A 15,472-nucleotide genomic window follows, 5' to 3' on the forward strand; every position below is an offset into this window, starting at 1 on the left:
GCTTTTTGTAAAGTAGTTGCCTTTGAAAGCGGGTCTTTTCAGAGGAGAATGAAACCACAGTAAGCATGGTGCCTGAGGCGATGCATTTAAGCCTTTGCATGATTGTGCGAGATGAAGAAGCAACCCTACGGCGTTGTTTGGCTAGTGTCATAGACGTTGTGGATGAGATTATTCTCGTTGACACTGGCTCATGCGATCGCACCGTAGCGATCGCCAACGAACTAGGGGCAACTGTTTACAGCTTTACGTGGTGTGATGACTTCGCGGCTGCCCGTAACGAGTCGCTTAAGTATGCCCACGGCGACTGGATTTTGGTACTCGATGCCGATGAGGTGCTGGTGTCAGAACGCGTGCCAGCGTTACAACAGGCAACGCAACAAGAGGAGACGATCGCCGTTACCCTTCTACGAGAAGAATTAGATACCACCCATCCCCACTCTCAGCTTTCGCGTTTATTTCGCAGACACCCTGCCATCACGTTTACCCGTCCCTATCACGAACTAATCGACGACAGCGTCACCGCACTGTTGCAACAAGAACCGCATTGGCAGGTCATGGCTTTACCAGGTATTGCCATTCAGCACACGGGGTATCAGCCAACCGCGATCGCCCAGCGGCAAAAGGTCGATCGTGCCCGCACCATTATGGAAGCACATCTGAAGACTCACCCTGATGACGCGTACATTTGCAGCAAACTAGGCGCGCTTTACGCCGATCTGGGCGAACCGCTGCAAGGTTTAGCGCTTCTGCAACGAGGGGTAAACGCTGCGACTGAGGTACCCGTACTGTACGAATTGCACTACCACATGGGTAGTCTTTACAGTCAATTGCAAGAGCCAATGCGGGCGGAATTTCATTACCAAACCGCGATCGACCAGCCGCTACCCCAGCATCTAAAGTTAGGTGCCTACACTAACTGGGGTAATTTACTGAAAGATCAAGGCGAACTGGTAAAAGCAAAAACACTTTATGAGACAGCAGTCGCGATCGACCCGACGTTTGCAATCGGTTATTACAACCTCGGACTGACGCTCAAAGCGATGGGGCAGTTGAGGGACGCGATCGCCCACTATAACCGCGCCCTGCAACTCCAACCGACCTATGCTGAGGCACACCAAAATCTGGGTGTGGCGCTGTTGAAAGCGGGAAGTGTGACAGAAAGCCTGGAATCCTTTCGACACGCGATCGCACTCTACGAACAGCAAGGATCGCCGGAAGCAGCAAGGTTGCGCGACGGACTGCGGCAAATGGGTCTATGAAACGATGCGTGAGCGTCTAGATCAAAGCTCGAGCTAAGCAAAACCCCGAGAAGCCGCTAACCATCATCTAACCCCCAACGAAAACGCTCAAATTGCCGCTGTTGTCCTTAGGGTGCAGCGGTCGCTGGTGTAGTAGTTCTATCACTATCTAAATCAGTCCCCTCACGCAATTCCTCTGGCGACTCTGGCAAGTCAAAAGGGGTACTGAGTTCTTCTTGAATGTTGAGACGATCGCACGGAATCGTGTCCGACAAAATGGCACTTGCCATCATACCGCAGTGAATCTCCAGGTGTGCCTCTGGCAATGCCTCAAAGACTAGCCGTTGCCCCGGAAACACAACCCGCTCAAAGTACCAATTGGAAACGTTCGTGATGCGAGCGATCTGAATGTGGCTTGTGGCGTTGACGTAGCAGCACAAGATCGGATTGGTGCTATGCGACGGCAGCGGATCGAAGATTTGAGCCATGAAGAAGACCCACGCAAAAACAATAAGAGATTCAATAAGTTACCATTCTGCGATCCCACTAGCTGTAAAGCCTATTACCAACCGACTCTTTAATGAAGATCTATGCTTAAAGGCATAGTCTTTAGTGCCTGTAGCTCGGGTCGAATCTATCTAGCCTAAGCAACTGGTCGCTAAACGGCTCCAAGCCATGCTTTGGTCAAGTCTATCGATCAGAGAAAGCTAAGAGCTTGCTAAAAAAATGACTGCACACTTTTGGATCAGCTATCAGCTTCTCGCTGACGGCTGACGGCTGACGGCTACAGATCATGCTGTTATTTCTGTACAACTCCTAAGTGAAGCGGCTCGGTAAGCGTTATTGGCAAGCGATCTTCTCATCTCCAGGCACTTTACTGAGAAAATGCCCATGCAGCAAGAGAAAGTCAGTGGTATCGTAAAGTTATATGAAAATAGTTTTCAGAATTCTCTCAGACAGTTTTGTAAGGGCTGCTGGTCTCTTCAGGTCTGTGCAGACAATACAGCCTGAATACGAACTGGGTGAAAGAAGATCGATTTAACCGTTGATGTTTCAGAAATTACCTTGTGATGACCAACCGGATACTCTACGTTCGTCTTCCCTGTAACCCGATTTTTCCGATCGGCGTGATTTATCTCGCTGACCACGTTCACAAGCAGTTTCCAGCCGCCGAGCAGCGTATTTTTGACTTGGGAACTGTACCGCCTCTAGACTACACGGCAGCGCTTGACACCTGCATTGATGAGTTTAAGCCCAGCCTGCTGGTATTTTCCTGGCGAGACATTCAGATTTATGCACCTGTTGGTGGACGTGGTGGCAACCCACTCCAGCACACGTTTGAGTTCTACTACGCCCGCAATCCACTGGTGAAGCTGCGAGGCGCGATCGGTCTGCTGCGTGTCGCACAGGGTTACTACGGTGAACTCTGGCGCAACCTGGGTCTGATTAAACGCGGTATGAAGCGTGCTCGGCAATACAATCCAGGGGTGCGATCGGTGGTAGGCGGCGGTGCGGTCAGCGTTTTTTACGAACAGCTTGGTCGCAGTTTACCGAAAGGTACGATCGTCTCTGTTGGCGAAGGCGAGGCATTGCTAGAAAAACTGCTGCACGGCAAGGATTTTCTCGATGAACGCTGCTATGTCGTTGGCGAAACAACCGCCCGCGATCGCATGATTCATGAAGTGCCCACGCCGATTGAGAAAACTGCTTGCAACTACGACTACATCGAAACGATTTGGTCAGAGTTTGACTATTATCTACAGGCACAAGACTTCTACGTTGGGGTGCAAACGAAGCGTGGCTGCCCGCACAACTGTTGCTACTGCATCTACACTGTCATTGAAGGCAAGCAAGTACGCATCAACCCGGCTGATGAAGTGGTCGCAGAAATGCGTCAACTCTACGATCGTGGTATGCGTAACTTTTGGTTCACCGATGCCCAACTGATTCCAGCGCGTAAGTACATCGACGATGTCGCTGAGCTTTTACAGAAAGTGCTGGACGCGGGTATGCAGGACATTCACTGGGCGGCATACATTCGGGCAGACAATCTCACCCCTGCCTTGTGTGACCTGATGGTGAAGACGGGCATGAACTACTTTGAGATTGGCATTACCAGCGGTTCTCAGGAGTTGGTTCGCAAGATGCGGATGGGTTACAACCTGCGAACGGTGCTAGAAAACTGTCGTGATTTGAAAGCCGCTGGTTTTAACGATGTCGTGTCAGTCAATTACTCATTCAATGTGATTGACGAGCGCCCTGAAACCATCCGACAGACGATCGCGTACCACCGAGAGCTAGAGCGGATTTTGGGTGCTGATAAAGTGGAGCCAGCCATCTTCTTTATCGGCTTGCAGCCCCACACGCATCTGGAAACCTATGCCTTTGACCAGAAGATCTTGAAGCCAGGGTACGACCCGATGAACATCACTCCCTGGACGGTCAGAAAGCTGCTCTGGAACCCAGAACCACTCGGCTCCCTCTTTGGGGAAGTTTGCCTCCAGGCATGGCGACAAAACCCCAATGACTTTGGGCGCGAAGTGATGGCAATTTTGGAGCAACGGCTGGGCAAGGCAGATTTGGAGTCGGCGCTTACCGCTCCGATCGTCCCAACCGCCAAACCACTTGCACTCTCAGCCTCTTAACTGAGTGGTGATGCCGTGCGATCGCGTTCAGTGCGTTGGTTTCAGAAAATCGTTCTCAGAGTGTAGTCCCGCAGCTTTTCTACGTTCCGTCAGGGTAGGCTACCAAGCACGCCTAAGTTCTATGACCGCCTGTCGTTTCTCTTAACTGTCTCCTTTGCAATGCTAGAAGGTTCTATTCTCCAATCGCTAGGCGTTAGCCACCAATCCGGGCAATCTGGCAAGCGACCGCTCAACTTTGGTGTCTATTACAAAAACACATTAGTAGCACTGTGTCATGCGTTAGAAGACTGTATTCTCACCAGTAGTAGCGAACCGTTGGTCGTGACGGCGTTTCAGCGGGGCAAGTGGTATCTGCAAGAAGCCGATCGCTATGCCGATTTAGCCGCGCGATCGCAGCAAATTGTGATTATGGCATCCCCAGACGCAGGCTTCGCTGAGCATCCGACGAGTCAGAAGGCAAATGTCGAACTGGTTAGTCTTGATCCAAGCGATCCGGTTTCGCAAGAGTGGCACTTGATGATTTTTGCGCCAACCTATACGGCTATGGTGCTATGTCAGGAGCTATCACCAGAAGATTATGGAGCACAAGGTCAGCCCACTCAGGATTTAGAACGCAAGTTTTATGGGTTCTGGACGTTTGAGCCGAACCTGGTGCAGGAAACAATCGAACTGTCGATCGCTCACATCAAACCCTACAATGCAGCGCTTGCCGCCAAGCTGACCGCGCAATTAGACGCGATCGTGGCAGCCCAGACTGAGAAGCGCGATGATCTTAGTCTGGTCGTGGCGCGTGTTGTGGACTACTTGCAGGACGGACAGACAGCCCTGAGCGCTCAAATCAACGCTCACGATGCTGAACGGCTCCATCGAGACCCACTGGATAGCAACCTGGTTTCTAACGAGGTGCAGGCATTTCTGCGGATGGCGCAGTTGACGGATCAGGCTGATGCGGCAAATTCTACGGCGGCGGCTGAAGTGGCATCGCTGGCAGAGGCGATCGGTCAACTGCTCGATCTCCCGGTTTGGCAACTGCATCGCCTCAAGCTGGCAGGCTTGCTGCATCGTCTTGCACCACTGCAAGCAACAGAAACCGTTCTGAGTCCCGGTAGCTTTGGACGCTATGCCGATGATGATGCGCTGAGCACTGCACCAAGTTGCCCTCTGGTGCCTGGAGCGCAGGTGTTGCGAACGATGCCCCGGCTGCGGGCGATCGCTACCATCATCACCCATCTGACCGAACACTGGAATGGCTCTGGACAACCTGCTGGGCTGGCTGGAGACGAAATTCCGCTGGAATCGAGAATCCTGGGGCTGGCGGCAGAGTTTCAGCAGCGCCTGGTTGATCTTCGTACGACTGGATACAATACCCATACGCCGCCCGATGCTGATATCTGCATGACTAAAGCGCTAGCTGAGTGCCAGCAACAGCAAGGCGATCGCTGGGATCCCAAACTGATCGACGCATTGGCATTGCTGGTCGGCGGTTTTCAGCAGGGATTGAATCTGCCCGTCAGCGTGCCTAAAATCTCGGCTGGTCTGTGGCTGATCGATGCTCACTATGCTGATGATTTATTCAAGGCAGTGAGCGAAGCTGAAAGTACCCAATAAACGGCAAGAGGCGGTTTTAGCGATGGTTTTTAGTCGTTAGCGCGAGTCAGTAGTCAGAATAACCCTTGTTTCTTTCCCTCTACCCTTCTCTAAATGAACATCGACGCAATTCGCTCCGGTAAGGTAAAACAGCTTTTGGGTGCCGACCTGGAAGACGAAGATCTGTCTGGGCAGAACCTTCAGGGCGTGAACTTGGCAGGGGCGCGGCTCACTGGTACCGATCTCAGTCGAGCCAAACTGACAGGAGCATCGTTAGATGGTGCCACCATGGTTGGCTGTCAACTGATTGCGGCAGACGTGCGCGCGAGCCTTGTGGGCGCTAACCTGATGCAGGCAGATTTGACCGAAGCTGACTTGCGCGGCAGTAACCTGCGTGGTGCAAATTTAATGCGGGCAAGCCTTAATAAGGCAACTTTCTCAGGGGCATTGCTCAGCGGTGCTAATTTGATGGGTGTCAATTTGCAAGGTGTTGATTTGCGCGGTGCAGACTTGCGGGGTGCTAATCTCAGTGGTGCCAATTTGCATGGGGCAAACCTGAATCAGGCAGATTTACAGGGTGCTTTGCTGAATGAAGCCAATCTTGAGGAAGCAGACCTTCAAGGCGCTAATCTAGCTGGAGCCAATCTGTCTGGCGCTAACCTACTGTGTGCTGAGTTGGAAAACGCCAACCTGGATGGAGTGAACCTGGCGGGTGCCTGTCTGGTTGGTACGACGCTCGATCGCTCAATTCATCGCCTGGATTTGCAAAGCGCTCCAAAGCAGTCTGACATAGGCTCCTCTCATCACTCAGCGATCTAGCTTGTTGCTTCTGGCTTTTTGGTCGTTTCGGTAGGATAGTCCTTCCTGTAGAATGACCTGAAGCTGCGATCGCACGGCAACCGCAAAACGGATGAACTCAACTCAACTCAACAGCGCGTTTACACTTTTTCTGAGTCTGCTTGTGGAAGCGGTACCCTTCTTGCTGCTGGGAGTTTTGTTTTCGGGTTTGCTACTGTTCTTCGTGGATGAGCGCAAATTGGTGCGCTGGATGCCGAAAAATCCATTTTTAGGCGCGTTGGCGGGTAGCTGCGTCGGATTTTTGTTTCCTGTGTGTGAGTGTGGCAATGTGCCTGTGGCACGACGGTTGCTGATGCAGGGTGCGCCGTCTCCCGTGGCGATCGGTTTTCTTCTGGCAGCACCGACCATCAACCCGATCGTCTTCTGGGCAACGTGGACAGCTTTTCGTGACCAACCCGAAATTGTGTTTATGCGGGTCGGCTTCTCGCTGGCGATCGCCACGATTATTGGCTGGGTCTTCAGTGCTCAGGCAGATTTACGTCCGCTGTTGCAGCCTGCGGTGGCGAGAGCGATTCCGGCGAAGGCAGAAGGCAGAAGGCAGAAGGCAGAGGGGGAAGGGGGAAGGAGGAAAGCGTCCGCTTCGCCGTTGTTGGAGTCGGGGACGTATTTTTTGGGGCAGTCAGCGAAACCCTTACAAATTGATGCGGCAGAGTTGCAGGCACGCATGATGGGAGCGAATACTGCCGATAAGCCCATGTCTCATAAGCTGTTGCTGCTGTTGGACAATACGGTACAAGAACTGCGGGAACTGGGTGGTGTTTTGGTTTTGGGTAGCGCGATCGCGGCGATCGTCCAGGTGTTTGTGCCCCGTGATGTCATTCTCAATCTGGGTCAAAGTCCTGTTACGTCGATTCTGGCGATGATGCTGTTGGCAGCGATCGTCTCGATTTGCTCAACCGTCGATTCGTTTTTCGCGTTGTCGTTTGCCTCTACCTTTACCAGCGGTTCCCTCCTGGCATTCCTCGTTTTTGGACCCATGATCGACCTCAAAGGCATCGGCTTGATGCTATCGATCTTCAAAGCAAGAGCTGTCTTCTATCTGTTTGCTCTAGCAGCGTTGCTCACGTTTTTGTTTACGCTCATCGTGAATTTGTATGTGAGTTAGTGTTGGCAGGCAGAAGGCAGGAAACCGCAGAGACGCAAAGGCGCAGAGAAGTTTTAACTCCAAACTGCTAACTCAAATCCCATAACTTTCATTCCCCATCCCTCCTCTCCCCCCATGCCCCCCTTCCCCCCTCGCTTCCTCTCTCCCCTTCTCCCCTGGCTGGATGTGCTTGCGATCGCTGCTTGGGGTATTCTTTTCCTCAAATACTGGCTCACGGGCAAGCTGAACCTGCTGATTCATCCCAACTATATGGGTTTGACCGTCGTTGCAGGAGTAGTTTTGCTGCTAGTAAGTGGCATCAAAGCGGTGCTGTTGTTCAAGCAGAGGCGACGATCGGTGCGGGGTGGAGCAACAGAGCAACACTTGACACTCTTTCCGCCCGGTTGGAGTACAGCACTGCTGCTGGGTACTGCAATGTTGGGCTTGCTGATTTCACCGCGCGCGTTTGCCAGTCAGACCGCGATCGATCGCGGCGTAAACGACACCATTACCCTCACACGTGTCAAGCCACAGGCGTTTCGTGTGGCAACCAACAGTGCTGATAAAACCCTGGTCGATTGGGTGAGAACGCTGGCAGTTTACCCCGAACCGGATGCTTATACAGGACAGAAGGCGAAGGTGCAGGGCTTTGTGGTGTATCCAAAAGATTTGCCTGCTGACTACTTCTTGCTGTCGCGGTTTGTGATTACATGCTGTGCAGCAGATGCCTATCCCATCAGCTTGCCCGTCAAACTTTCTCAAGGACGCGATGCCTATAAACCCGATACCTGGCTCGAAATTGAGGGAGAAATGATGACAGCAGACCTCGCTGGTAAGCGTCAGTTGACGATCGCCGCCAAAACGCTGAAACCCATTGCAGAACCCAAAAATCCTTACGACTATTAGTAATTTGCTAGGGCAGAAGGCAGGCGGCAGAAGGGATGAGGGACGGAGGATGAGGGATGTAGCTTGCTTCCCGAAGGGTAGGCTAAAGGCTAGAAAGCTGACGGCTGACGGCTGACCGCTAGATAGAAAGCAGAAGTGAAAGGTTTGGAGCTAAGGCTTCTAGATTTAGCTGTCTGCTTCATTGAGCTTTAAACCGCTGTATTTGGCAAACCTTTGTGGAACCAGATGTCATCACGCAATACGCTCACGAGCATATTCCCATCACCAAACAGATGGGAATCATGGTTCTGGCAGTAGACGACGCGCAAATTTCTCTTCTCGCACCCCATGCACCCAACATCAACCACCGGGAGACGATCTTTGGTGGCAGTATTTCTAGCCTGGGTATTTTGGCGGGTTGGGCGCTTTTGTGGGCAAAACTTCAGGCAGAAGAAACACCAAATCGGTTGGTGATTCAATCCAGCAGCACAAACTTCATCAAGCCTGCAACGGATGCGATCGTGGCTTCCTGTACGTGCGATCGTGCCCATTGGCAAACCTTTTACACGACCCTGAAACGACACGGCAAAGCCAGAATTACCCTTAATGCCAAAACTCGGTGCGGGGAGACTATTGTTGCCACTCATACTGGGCAGTATGTTGCGATGAGAACGTGAAAGGGCGGGAGAGGCAGAGGACGCAAGGGGGGCGGAGGGAGCAAGGGGAGCTTTGAGTTAAGAAGTCAGGAGTCCGAGGTCAGGAGTTGCACTAAATAGTTGCACATTGCCCCCTCTGCTTCCCCTACCCTCTCTGCTTCCCCTACCCCCTCTGCTTCCCCTACCCCCCCTGCTTCCCCTACCCCCTCTGCTTCCCCTGCTCCCTCCGCCTCCCCTGCTCCCTCCGCCTCCCATTCATGCTTTACTAATCCCTTAACCCTCTCTACTCTCGCCACCATGACTTCTACCCTCAATCAGCAAATTCAGCAGTTTTATGATGCCTCTTCCGGGCTGTGGGAGCAGATCTGGGGCGAACATATGCATCACGGCTACTACGGTGTCGATGGTCGCCAGCAAAAAGACCGTCGGCAGGCGCAGATTGACCTGATTGAAGAACTGCTGCAATGGGCACCGATTGGACGACCAGAACGCATCTTGGATGTGGGTTGTGGGATTGGCGGCAGTTCACTTTACCTGGCAGAGAAGTTTAATGCTAACGTGACGGGCATTACGCTTAGTCCCGTGCAGGCAGAGCGAGCGACCGATCGCGCCAGAAGCGCAGGCATGATGGGAAGTGGAGCAGGCGCGATCGCCCAGTTTCAGGTTGCCGATGCGCTAAATATGCCCTTTGCGGATCAGTCCTTTGACTTTATCTGGTCACTCGAAAGCGGCGAACACATGCCTGACAAAGCGACGTTTATGCAGGAATGCTACCGCGTGCTGAAACCGGGCGGCACCTTTTTGATGGTGACGTGGTGCCATCGACCGATCGATTGCCAACCCCTCACAGCCGACGAGCAGAAGCATCTCGCCGATATCTATCGTGTCTACTGCCTGCCCTACGTACTGTCGCTGCCAGAATACGAAGCGATCGCCCAGACCCTCAACTTTCAGCAAATCCGCACCGCTGACTGGTCTACTGCCGTCGCACCGTTCTGGGATGTGGTGATTGATTCCACCTTTACGTTTGAGGCGATCGTCGGTCTACTCACCTCTGGCTGGACAACGATTCAGGCAGCACTTTCACTCGGACTCATGCAACGCGGCTATCAAAGTGGGTTAGTCCGCTTTGGCTTACTGTCAGCAACACGGCAATAACTTCGCCGACACTTCATTAATCCATCAGGAGTACGCAATCGTTCCGTTGTTTTGCTCATAAACCAGACCAATGGGAGCAAGCTAGAACGTGTCCGCATGAGGAACGTTTTGATGCGCTGGTTACTTGCGTTTGGGTTTGGGTTGGCGATCGTGTGCCTGCAACTGGTGCTGCCAACTCCTCTATGGTCAGCACCCGCTGGCTGTGATGCCGCCTATCCTGATGTGTGCATTCCGTCGCCACTGCCCGATCTCGACTGCAAAGACATTACCTTCCGAAACTTTCGCGTCCTGTCGCCTGACCCCCATCGGTTCGATCGCGACAAAGACGGTATCGGTTGTGAGTCCCGCTCCTAGATTCTGAAGCCTTGAGCGTAAAGTAACGCCTCTGCCCATGCTGCATCCTCACTGGAGAGTGGGGGCGTTGCTGGCTGGCTGTAATCAACGGCTAACTGATACCTGCCCCGCTCGTAGACGGTTTGAAGAACTGCTTGCAGTGGCAGCATGGGTTCTTCATCCGTAGCAGTCAAAGGAATGACGATCGACGGAATCGGTTGTCGCACGCTGAAGGCATAGAGTTGAGCCGTAGGACGACGATCGCTGCGGCTAATCAACATGCGGTAATGCGAGGGCTGACTCCCCAACATTGGCAAGGGTTGTCCACCTCTCAGCCAATCAATTTCTACCAAATGGGTCAAACTGGCGAGTATCTGATAGCGCTTTCGTTCGTAGGCGTTCCGTCCTTCTCCAGGACGTTTATTTTTAGGTGAGAGAATCTCGATCGCCGTAATTACCGCTCCACTTGCGATCTCCCGCACTTCTAAATAGCGCTCTTGTACTTCCTGGACATTCGGTAATGTCACAGAAATCGGTTCGGTTAGAGTCGCTAAATTGGCAGTCCGCCCTGGCAGGATCTCATCACCGCGTCTTGCAATCACCGAAACATCAGGAATGCCAACCAAGAGGCTATCATCTTCGGAGCTGAAATAGGTACGCTTTTCAATCGCCACCCGATACTTTTCAGTGAGATGTTCCGTCAGCGTATCGGCGATCGCCACAATGAGACGGCTGTGAACTTCTGACCACAACTCAGGGGCTTCCAGATAAGGGTCTACTCCCGGAAAGGGCGATCGCATCGTAAGCTCTTGCTGCATTAAAAAGTTGTTGCTGCAATCTTAGCAAGCAAATAGATCCTCAGGCTGATTGGTCTCTTTTGGAAACAGGCGATCGTAGACAAGCTCTCGATCAATTGGAGTTGAGGTGTAATTGATGATAGCCATAAGAGCAGGACGCACGCATGGAAATTCAGACACCGGATTGGGTCAAGCACGCCGTTTTTTATCAAATTTTTCCCGATCGCTTTGCCCGTAGCCAACAACCCCGTAAGCGGCTGTTAAACAATGCACGGTGGGAAGACTGGCAAGCAGTGCCCACGCTCCAGGGTTACAAAGGCGGCGATCTGTGGGGCGTGATGGAAAAGCTGGACTATTTGCAAGACTTGGGCATCACAGCGATTTACTTCACACCGATCTTTCAATCTGCCAGCAACCATCGCTATCATACGCACGACTATTACCAGGTTGACCCCATGCTGGGCGGCAATCCAGCGTTCAAAGCATTGCTAGAGGAAGCGCATCGTCGCGGGCTAAAAGTGGTTTTGGATGGCGTGTTTAACCATGCCAGTCGAGGGCTGTTCTTCTTTCATGACATTTTAGAAAACGGTCCCCATTCACCGTGGGTCAATTGGTTTAAAATTCACGGCTGGCCCCTGGCACCTTATACAGGCGAATTTCCCGCAAACTATGAGGGCTGGGTTGGCAACCGGGCGCTGCCTGTGTTTAACCACGACAACCCAGAAGTACGCGAGTATTTAATGGAGATTGCCGAATACTGGATCAAATTTGGCATTGACGGCTGGCGATTGGATGTGCCGTTTGAAATTAAAACGCCTGGTTTCTGGCAAGAATTTCGCGATCGCGTCAAAGCCATCAACCCAGAGGCATACATCGTTGGTGAAGTGTGGGGTGACTCGCGCGAGTGGCTTAATGGTACCCAATTTGATGGTGTGATGAATTACCTGTTTGCAGGACCAACGATCGCCTTTGCAGCAGGCGATCGTGTTGTGATGGAGCAGGTGCAGGGGCGCGACTATCAGCCCTTTCCGCCCTTATTTGCCAGAGAGTATGGCGAAAAGATGCAGGCACTCTTGAACCTCTATCCCTGGGAAATCCAGTTGACCCAATTGAACCTGCTGGCAAGCCACGATACTGCCCGGTTGATCACCATTGCAGGGAACGATCGCGCTAGTGTTGAATTGGCAACACTACTACTACTGACGTTTCCTGGAGCACCCAGCATTTACTATGGGGACGAAGTGGGACTACCGGGCGCGATCGACCCTGATTCTCGTCGCGGTTTTCCGCTAGAAGCTGATTGGGACAACGAGATTTGGGAGTACCACCGCCACCTCATTGCGCTACGCCATGCCCATCCTGCTCTGCGGACAGGCGAATACCACATTCTGTTTGCAGAAAGCACTCTTTATGTTTTTGCCCGCACCTTGGGCACAGAAGCGATTATCATTGCCGTAAATATCGGCAGCACTACTGGCAAAGCTGGCATACCATTGCAAACAGCGCTGGGATGTTTACCTGAAACAATCATTTTTGGGGCTGGGCAGTTGACGCTCGGTATCGGTGAAGAACCGAGCGGGTTCACCCTGGAACTACCCCCCCGCAGCGGTTGCATTCTGCGTTAGTGTCAATGACTAGCCCGTTCTAGATTTGCGATCGTCCGTGAAGCCCCATCTCATCGTCACTTTTAGAGAGCCATTAGCCCATGCCGTTGTCATCGCCAAAAAAAATCCTCGTTGTCCTCAATGGCAAAGGAGGCGTTGGTAAGACGACAACGGCAATCAACTTAGCCGCAGCCTTTGCTGAAAAAGAGCGTGTGCTTCTAGTTGATGCCGATCCGCAAGGATCAGCAACCTGGTGGGCTGGGCGTGGCGATCGCCCCATGGGCTTTGCTCTCCGGCAAGAAACCAATCCAACGCAACTTGCCGCACTTCGCCATGTGGGAGGCTACGAGCTGATTGTGGTTGATACCCCTCCTGCTCTCGCTTCAGAGGTGTTAACAGCGGTTCTACCGATCGCAGACTACATCATTCTGCCCACTCCACCCGCCCCCATGGATTTAACTGCCCTCATTGAGACCGTGAGGAGTACAGTCACGCCAAAAGGTATTGCCCATCGAGTTCTGCTCACGCGAGTCGATCCTCGCAGCTTAAACGAAGCGGTAGAAGCGCAAAACACATTGAGAGAGCTAGGAATTCCCGCCTGTAATGCGTTTATTCGTGCCTACAAGGCGCACGAACGGGCAGCGTTGGAGGGACTGTCCATTATGCTATGGCATGGCAACAACGCGCGTGAGGCTGAAGCTGATTATCGTTGCGTGGCTGAAGAAATTCAGCACGATTGGGGAAAAGAGAAGGGGGAAAGGCTAAAGGCTAAAGGCTAGAAGTTTGTAGCGGCGTTTCGCTTGCAAATGGCGGTATGGTTTATAGAGATACTTAAACAGAAACCCACACATAGCATTACCTGAACGGGTATCGATTAAAGTATTAGTACGACGCATTGGGAACGGAGGACGCATGGCTAGGAGACGACTATCAGATATGTTGCGCGAGGAAGCAAACAAACCCTCAGATGATGAAGCTTCGGCAGGGGCTGGACAGGCAGCAGACGAGCCAGACGCAGACGATGTAGAGGTAGTAGATGCAGAGGCTGTAGAAGAAACGGCAGCGATCGCAGCATCGGCTTCCACTAAAGCCAGTACAGCCGCGAAAAGTCGATCAACCAAGCAGACAACTGCCGAGCCTCAAACCACTCCCGCACCAAACCAGGACAAAGCCTTAATGCAGAAGATCGCAGACCTAACGTCAGCCCTAGATGAGCAGAAAGCGACAATCGAGCAATTGCAAACTGACCTGGAGCAAACTCGTAAAGACGCACGTCAGCTTTCCGACTCAAACGCAAAACTGACTCAAGAACTAAAAACACTACAGGCACAAACGCCAGCTGTAAACACTAGCGCCCTGACCAAAACAGCAGAATCCCACGCTCTACAGGAGTTAAAGCTGGGACCCTCGCCTGTTGCAGATCCCTCGCCTGTTGCAACACCAGAGAATTCGCTCAAGACCTTTAATCGAGATGTTGGCTGGTTTGATTAATTCGTGAACCAACGCTTGTTTCGACCGGAGCGATCGCAGGCTCAATTGCCAAACCACCGCAGCATCATTTAATTTAAACGCGTTTAAATCTGGCATGGCAGAAAAGAAAACGATTCAAACGCTTGCTGTTGATATTGGAGGCAGCGGTATTAAGGTGATGGTGTTGGATGAGAAGGGCAACCCCATCACAGAGCGCGATCGCGTGGATACACCGCAACCTGCAAAACCAGAGCCGATGCTGGCAGCGATCGTTGCGCTGGCGCAGGGCAAGGAATTCGATCGTGTATCGGTTGGCTTTCCGGGTGTTGTCAAAGCGGGCATCACCAAAACCGCCGCCAATGTTGACTCCGAGTGGATTGACTTCGACCTGGCAACCGTCCTTTCGCAACGCCTCCATAAACCCGTGCGGGTCATCAACGATGCGGATATGCAGGGACTGGGCGCTATCTCTGGTAAGGGCTTGGAACTTGTGATCACGCTAGGCACTGGTGTGGGTGGCGCGTTGTTTCTCGACGGTAAGCTAATACCCAATCTGGAGCCGGGTCACCACGAATTTCGTAAAGGTGATACCTACGAACAACAATTAGGCAACGCGGCTTTAGAGTTAGCTGGCAAAAAGAAATGGAATGAACGTGTGACGAAAGCGATCGCATCGTTAGAGCACCTGTTTAACTATGACACGCTCTATCTTGGCGGCGGCAACGCAAAATTCATTGCCTTCGAGCTACCCCACAACGCCAAGATTGTACCCAACATTTCTGGGCTGCTGGGTGGGATTGCCCTGTGGCGAGAGTCGTAGAGGTGAAGAGGACGACTTGAGTCAATTCCGACTCCTCAAAACCCCTGGCTCCTCACTTCTAACCGCTAACCTTTTCCCATCAACACAGACTACTGAGCCATTAGACAGGCTAATATAGACGACGTACTCGATTGTCCTCGTGGAGAGGTGGCAGAGTGGTCGAATGCACTCGACTTGAAATCGAGCATCGCGAAAGCGATCGGGGGTTCGAATCCCCCCCTCTCCGTTTGTATTGTTTGATGTAGCGCTATCCAAAGATGGTCCGGTTCAGGTCAAGGAGCTTCAGCCCTTGTTGCTGTGTAGGCGACTGGATGTTCTAAGTTATCTGGCTTTCTTT

Annotated in this window: 15 protein-coding genes and 1 tRNA gene; 14 read left to right on the plus strand and 2 right to left on the minus strand. The window is 52.4% G+C overall.

The features are described 5' to 3' along the window. The first annotated feature begins 65 nt into the window (after positions 1–65). Complete coding sequence (locus AC5JO6_RS25320; protein WP_496083816.1) at positions 66–1,259, plus strand: glycosyltransferase; 1,194 nt, start codon at positions 66–68, stop codon at positions 1,257–1,259. Between the two features lie 107 nt (positions 1,260–1,366). Here the strand turns inward: AC5JO6_RS25320 and AC5JO6_RS25325 are convergent, their stop codons facing one another. Then, a complete protein-coding gene (locus tag AC5JO6_RS25325; RefSeq protein ID WP_496083817.1) occupies positions 1,367–1,726 on the minus strand; it encodes a DUF1830 domain-containing protein in 360 nt (119 codons plus the stop codon). A gap of 582 nt (positions 1,727–2,308) precedes the next feature. Here AC5JO6_RS25325 and AC5JO6_RS25330 point away from each other — a divergent pair. The 8 genes from AC5JO6_RS25330 (at position 2,309) to AC5JO6_RS25365 (ending at position 10,465) form a co-directional block, all read left to right on the plus strand. Beyond that, the gene (locus AC5JO6_RS25330) at positions 2,309–3,883 is read left to right on the plus strand and encodes a photosystem II high light acclimation radical SAM protein (RefSeq protein WP_496083818.1); all 1,575 of its coding nucleotides are present in this window, start codon (positions 2,309–2,311) and stop codon (positions 3,881–3,883) included. 159 nt (positions 3,884–4,042) lie between these two features. Beyond that, complete coding sequence (locus AC5JO6_RS25335; protein WP_496083819.1) at positions 4,043–5,491, plus strand: DICT sensory domain-containing protein; 1,449 nt, start codon at positions 4,043–4,045, stop codon at positions 5,489–5,491. A 93-nt stretch (positions 5,492–5,584) separates the two neighbouring features. Continuing rightward, entirely contained in the window at positions 5,585–6,289 is a 705-nt protein-coding gene (locus tag AC5JO6_RS25340; RefSeq protein ID WP_496083820.1) for a pentapeptide repeat-containing protein, read from the plus strand. Between the two features lie 91 nt (positions 6,290–6,380). Next, positions 6,381–7,433 carry a permease gene (locus AC5JO6_RS25345; RefSeq protein ID WP_496083821.1) on the plus strand — a complete coding sequence of 351 codons (1,053 nt, stop codon included), beginning with the start codon at positions 6,381–6,383 and terminating at the stop codon, positions 7,431–7,433. Between the two features lie 114 nt (positions 7,434–7,547). Next, positions 7,548–8,318: a TIGR03943 family putative permease subunit gene (locus tag AC5JO6_RS25350; protein WP_496083822.1), complete on the plus strand. Its 771-nt coding sequence runs from the start codon at positions 7,548–7,550 to the stop codon at positions 8,316–8,318. A gap of 215 nt (positions 8,319–8,533) precedes the next feature. Beyond that, the gene (locus tag AC5JO6_RS25355) at positions 8,534–8,974 is read left to right on the plus strand and encodes a YiiD C-terminal domain-containing protein (RefSeq protein WP_496083823.1); all 441 of its coding nucleotides are present in this window, start codon (positions 8,534–8,536) and stop codon (positions 8,972–8,974) included. A 276-nt stretch (positions 8,975–9,250) separates the two neighbouring features. Further along, positions 9,251–10,111, plus strand: coding sequence for a methyltransferase domain-containing protein (locus tag AC5JO6_RS25360; RefSeq protein WP_496083824.1), 861 nt, complete (start codon positions 9,251–9,253; stop codon positions 10,109–10,111). A gap of 111 nt (positions 10,112–10,222) precedes the next feature. Further along, a complete protein-coding gene (locus AC5JO6_RS25365; RefSeq protein ID WP_496083825.1) occupies positions 10,223–10,465 on the plus strand; it encodes an excalibur calcium-binding domain-containing protein in 243 nt (80 codons plus the stop codon). Here the strand turns inward: AC5JO6_RS25365 and AC5JO6_RS25370 are convergent. Beyond that, on the minus strand, positions 10,462–11,244 hold the full coding sequence (locus AC5JO6_RS25370) for a DUF4058 family protein (RefSeq protein ID WP_496083927.1): 783 nt from the start codon (positions 11,242–11,244) through the stop codon (positions 10,462–10,464). The two genes, AC5JO6_RS25365 and AC5JO6_RS25370, sit on opposite strands and share 4 nt — an antisense overlap. A gap of 161 nt (positions 11,245–11,405) precedes the next feature. On the opposite strand from AC5JO6_RS25370, the gene AC5JO6_RS25375 reads away from it, so the two are divergent. From AC5JO6_RS25375 to AC5JO6_RS25395, 5 genes are all read left to right on the plus strand, one after another. Further along, the gene (locus AC5JO6_RS25375) at positions 11,406–12,866 is read left to right on the plus strand and encodes a glycoside hydrolase family 13 protein (protein ID WP_496083826.1); all 1,461 of its coding nucleotides are present in this window, start codon (positions 11,406–11,408) and stop codon (positions 12,864–12,866) included. Positions 12,867–12,946: 80 nt separating this feature from the next. Next, positions 12,947–13,624, plus strand: a complete 678-nt coding sequence (locus AC5JO6_RS25380; RefSeq protein ID WP_496083827.1) for an AAA family ATPase — start codon at positions 12,947–12,949, stop codon at positions 13,622–13,624. A 133-nt stretch (positions 13,625–13,757) separates the two neighbouring features. Next, entirely contained in the window at positions 13,758–14,336 is a 579-nt protein-coding gene (locus AC5JO6_RS25385) for a hypothetical protein (protein ID WP_496083828.1), read from the plus strand. Positions 14,337–14,430: 94 nt separating this feature from the next. After that, positions 14,431–15,135: an ROK family protein gene (locus tag AC5JO6_RS25390; RefSeq protein ID WP_496083829.1), complete on the plus strand. Its 705-nt coding sequence runs from the start codon at positions 14,431–14,433 to the stop codon at positions 15,133–15,135. Between the two features lie 141 nt (positions 15,136–15,276). Beyond that, a tRNA-Ser gene (locus tag AC5JO6_RS25395) sits at positions 15,277–15,361 on the plus strand. Positions 15,362–15,472 lie beyond the last annotated feature (111 nt).

The sequence above is a fragment of the Tildeniella sp. genome, assembly GCF_059505325.1.

What these genes read in the sequence shown, in the direction of transcription:
- AC5JO6_RS25320 (WP_496083816.1), top strand. Translation starts at nt 66, where the DNA reads ATGGTGCCTGAGGCGATGCATTTAAGCCTTTGCATGATTGTGCGAGAT.
- AC5JO6_RS25325 (WP_496083817.1), bottom strand. Translation starts at nt 1,726, where the DNA reads ATGGCTCAAATCTTCGATCCGCTGCCGTCGCATAGCACCAATCCGATC.
- AC5JO6_RS25330 (WP_496083818.1), top strand. Translation starts at nt 2,309, where the DNA reads ATGACCAACCGGATACTCTACGTTCGTCTTCCCTGTAACCCGATTTTT.
- AC5JO6_RS25335 (WP_496083819.1), top strand. Translation starts at nt 4,043, where the DNA reads ATGCTAGAAGGTTCTATTCTCCAATCGCTAGGCGTTAGCCACCAATCC.
- AC5JO6_RS25340 (WP_496083820.1), top strand. Translation starts at nt 5,585, where the DNA reads ATGAACATCGACGCAATTCGCTCCGGTAAGGTAAAACAGCTTTTGGGT.
- AC5JO6_RS25345 (WP_496083821.1), top strand. Translation starts at nt 6,381, where the DNA reads ATGAACTCAACTCAACTCAACAGCGCGTTTACACTTTTTCTGAGTCTG.
- AC5JO6_RS25350 (WP_496083822.1), top strand. Translation starts at nt 7,548, where the DNA reads ATGCCCCCCTTCCCCCCTCGCTTCCTCTCTCCCCTTCTCCCCTGGCTG.
- AC5JO6_RS25360 (WP_496083824.1), top strand. Translation starts at nt 9,251, where the DNA reads ATGACTTCTACCCTCAATCAGCAAATTCAGCAGTTTTATGATGCCTCT.
- AC5JO6_RS25365 (WP_496083825.1), top strand. Translation starts at nt 10,223, where the DNA reads ATGCGCTGGTTACTTGCGTTTGGGTTTGGGTTGGCGATCGTGTGCCTG.
- AC5JO6_RS25370 (WP_496083927.1), bottom strand. Translation starts at nt 11,244, where the DNA reads ATGCGATCGCCCTTTCCGGGAGTAGACCCTTATCTGGAAGCCCCTGAG.
- AC5JO6_RS25375 (WP_496083826.1), top strand. Translation starts at nt 11,406, where the DNA reads ATGGAAATTCAGACACCGGATTGGGTCAAGCACGCCGTTTTTTATCAA.
- AC5JO6_RS25380 (WP_496083827.1), top strand. Translation starts at nt 12,947, where the DNA reads ATGCCGTTGTCATCGCCAAAAAAAATCCTCGTTGTCCTCAATGGCAAA.
- AC5JO6_RS25385 (WP_496083828.1), top strand. Translation starts at nt 13,758, where the DNA reads ATGGCTAGGAGACGACTATCAGATATGTTGCGCGAGGAAGCAAACAAA.
- AC5JO6_RS25390 (WP_496083829.1), top strand. Translation starts at nt 14,431, where the DNA reads ATGGCAGAAAAGAAAACGATTCAAACGCTTGCTGTTGATATTGGAGGC.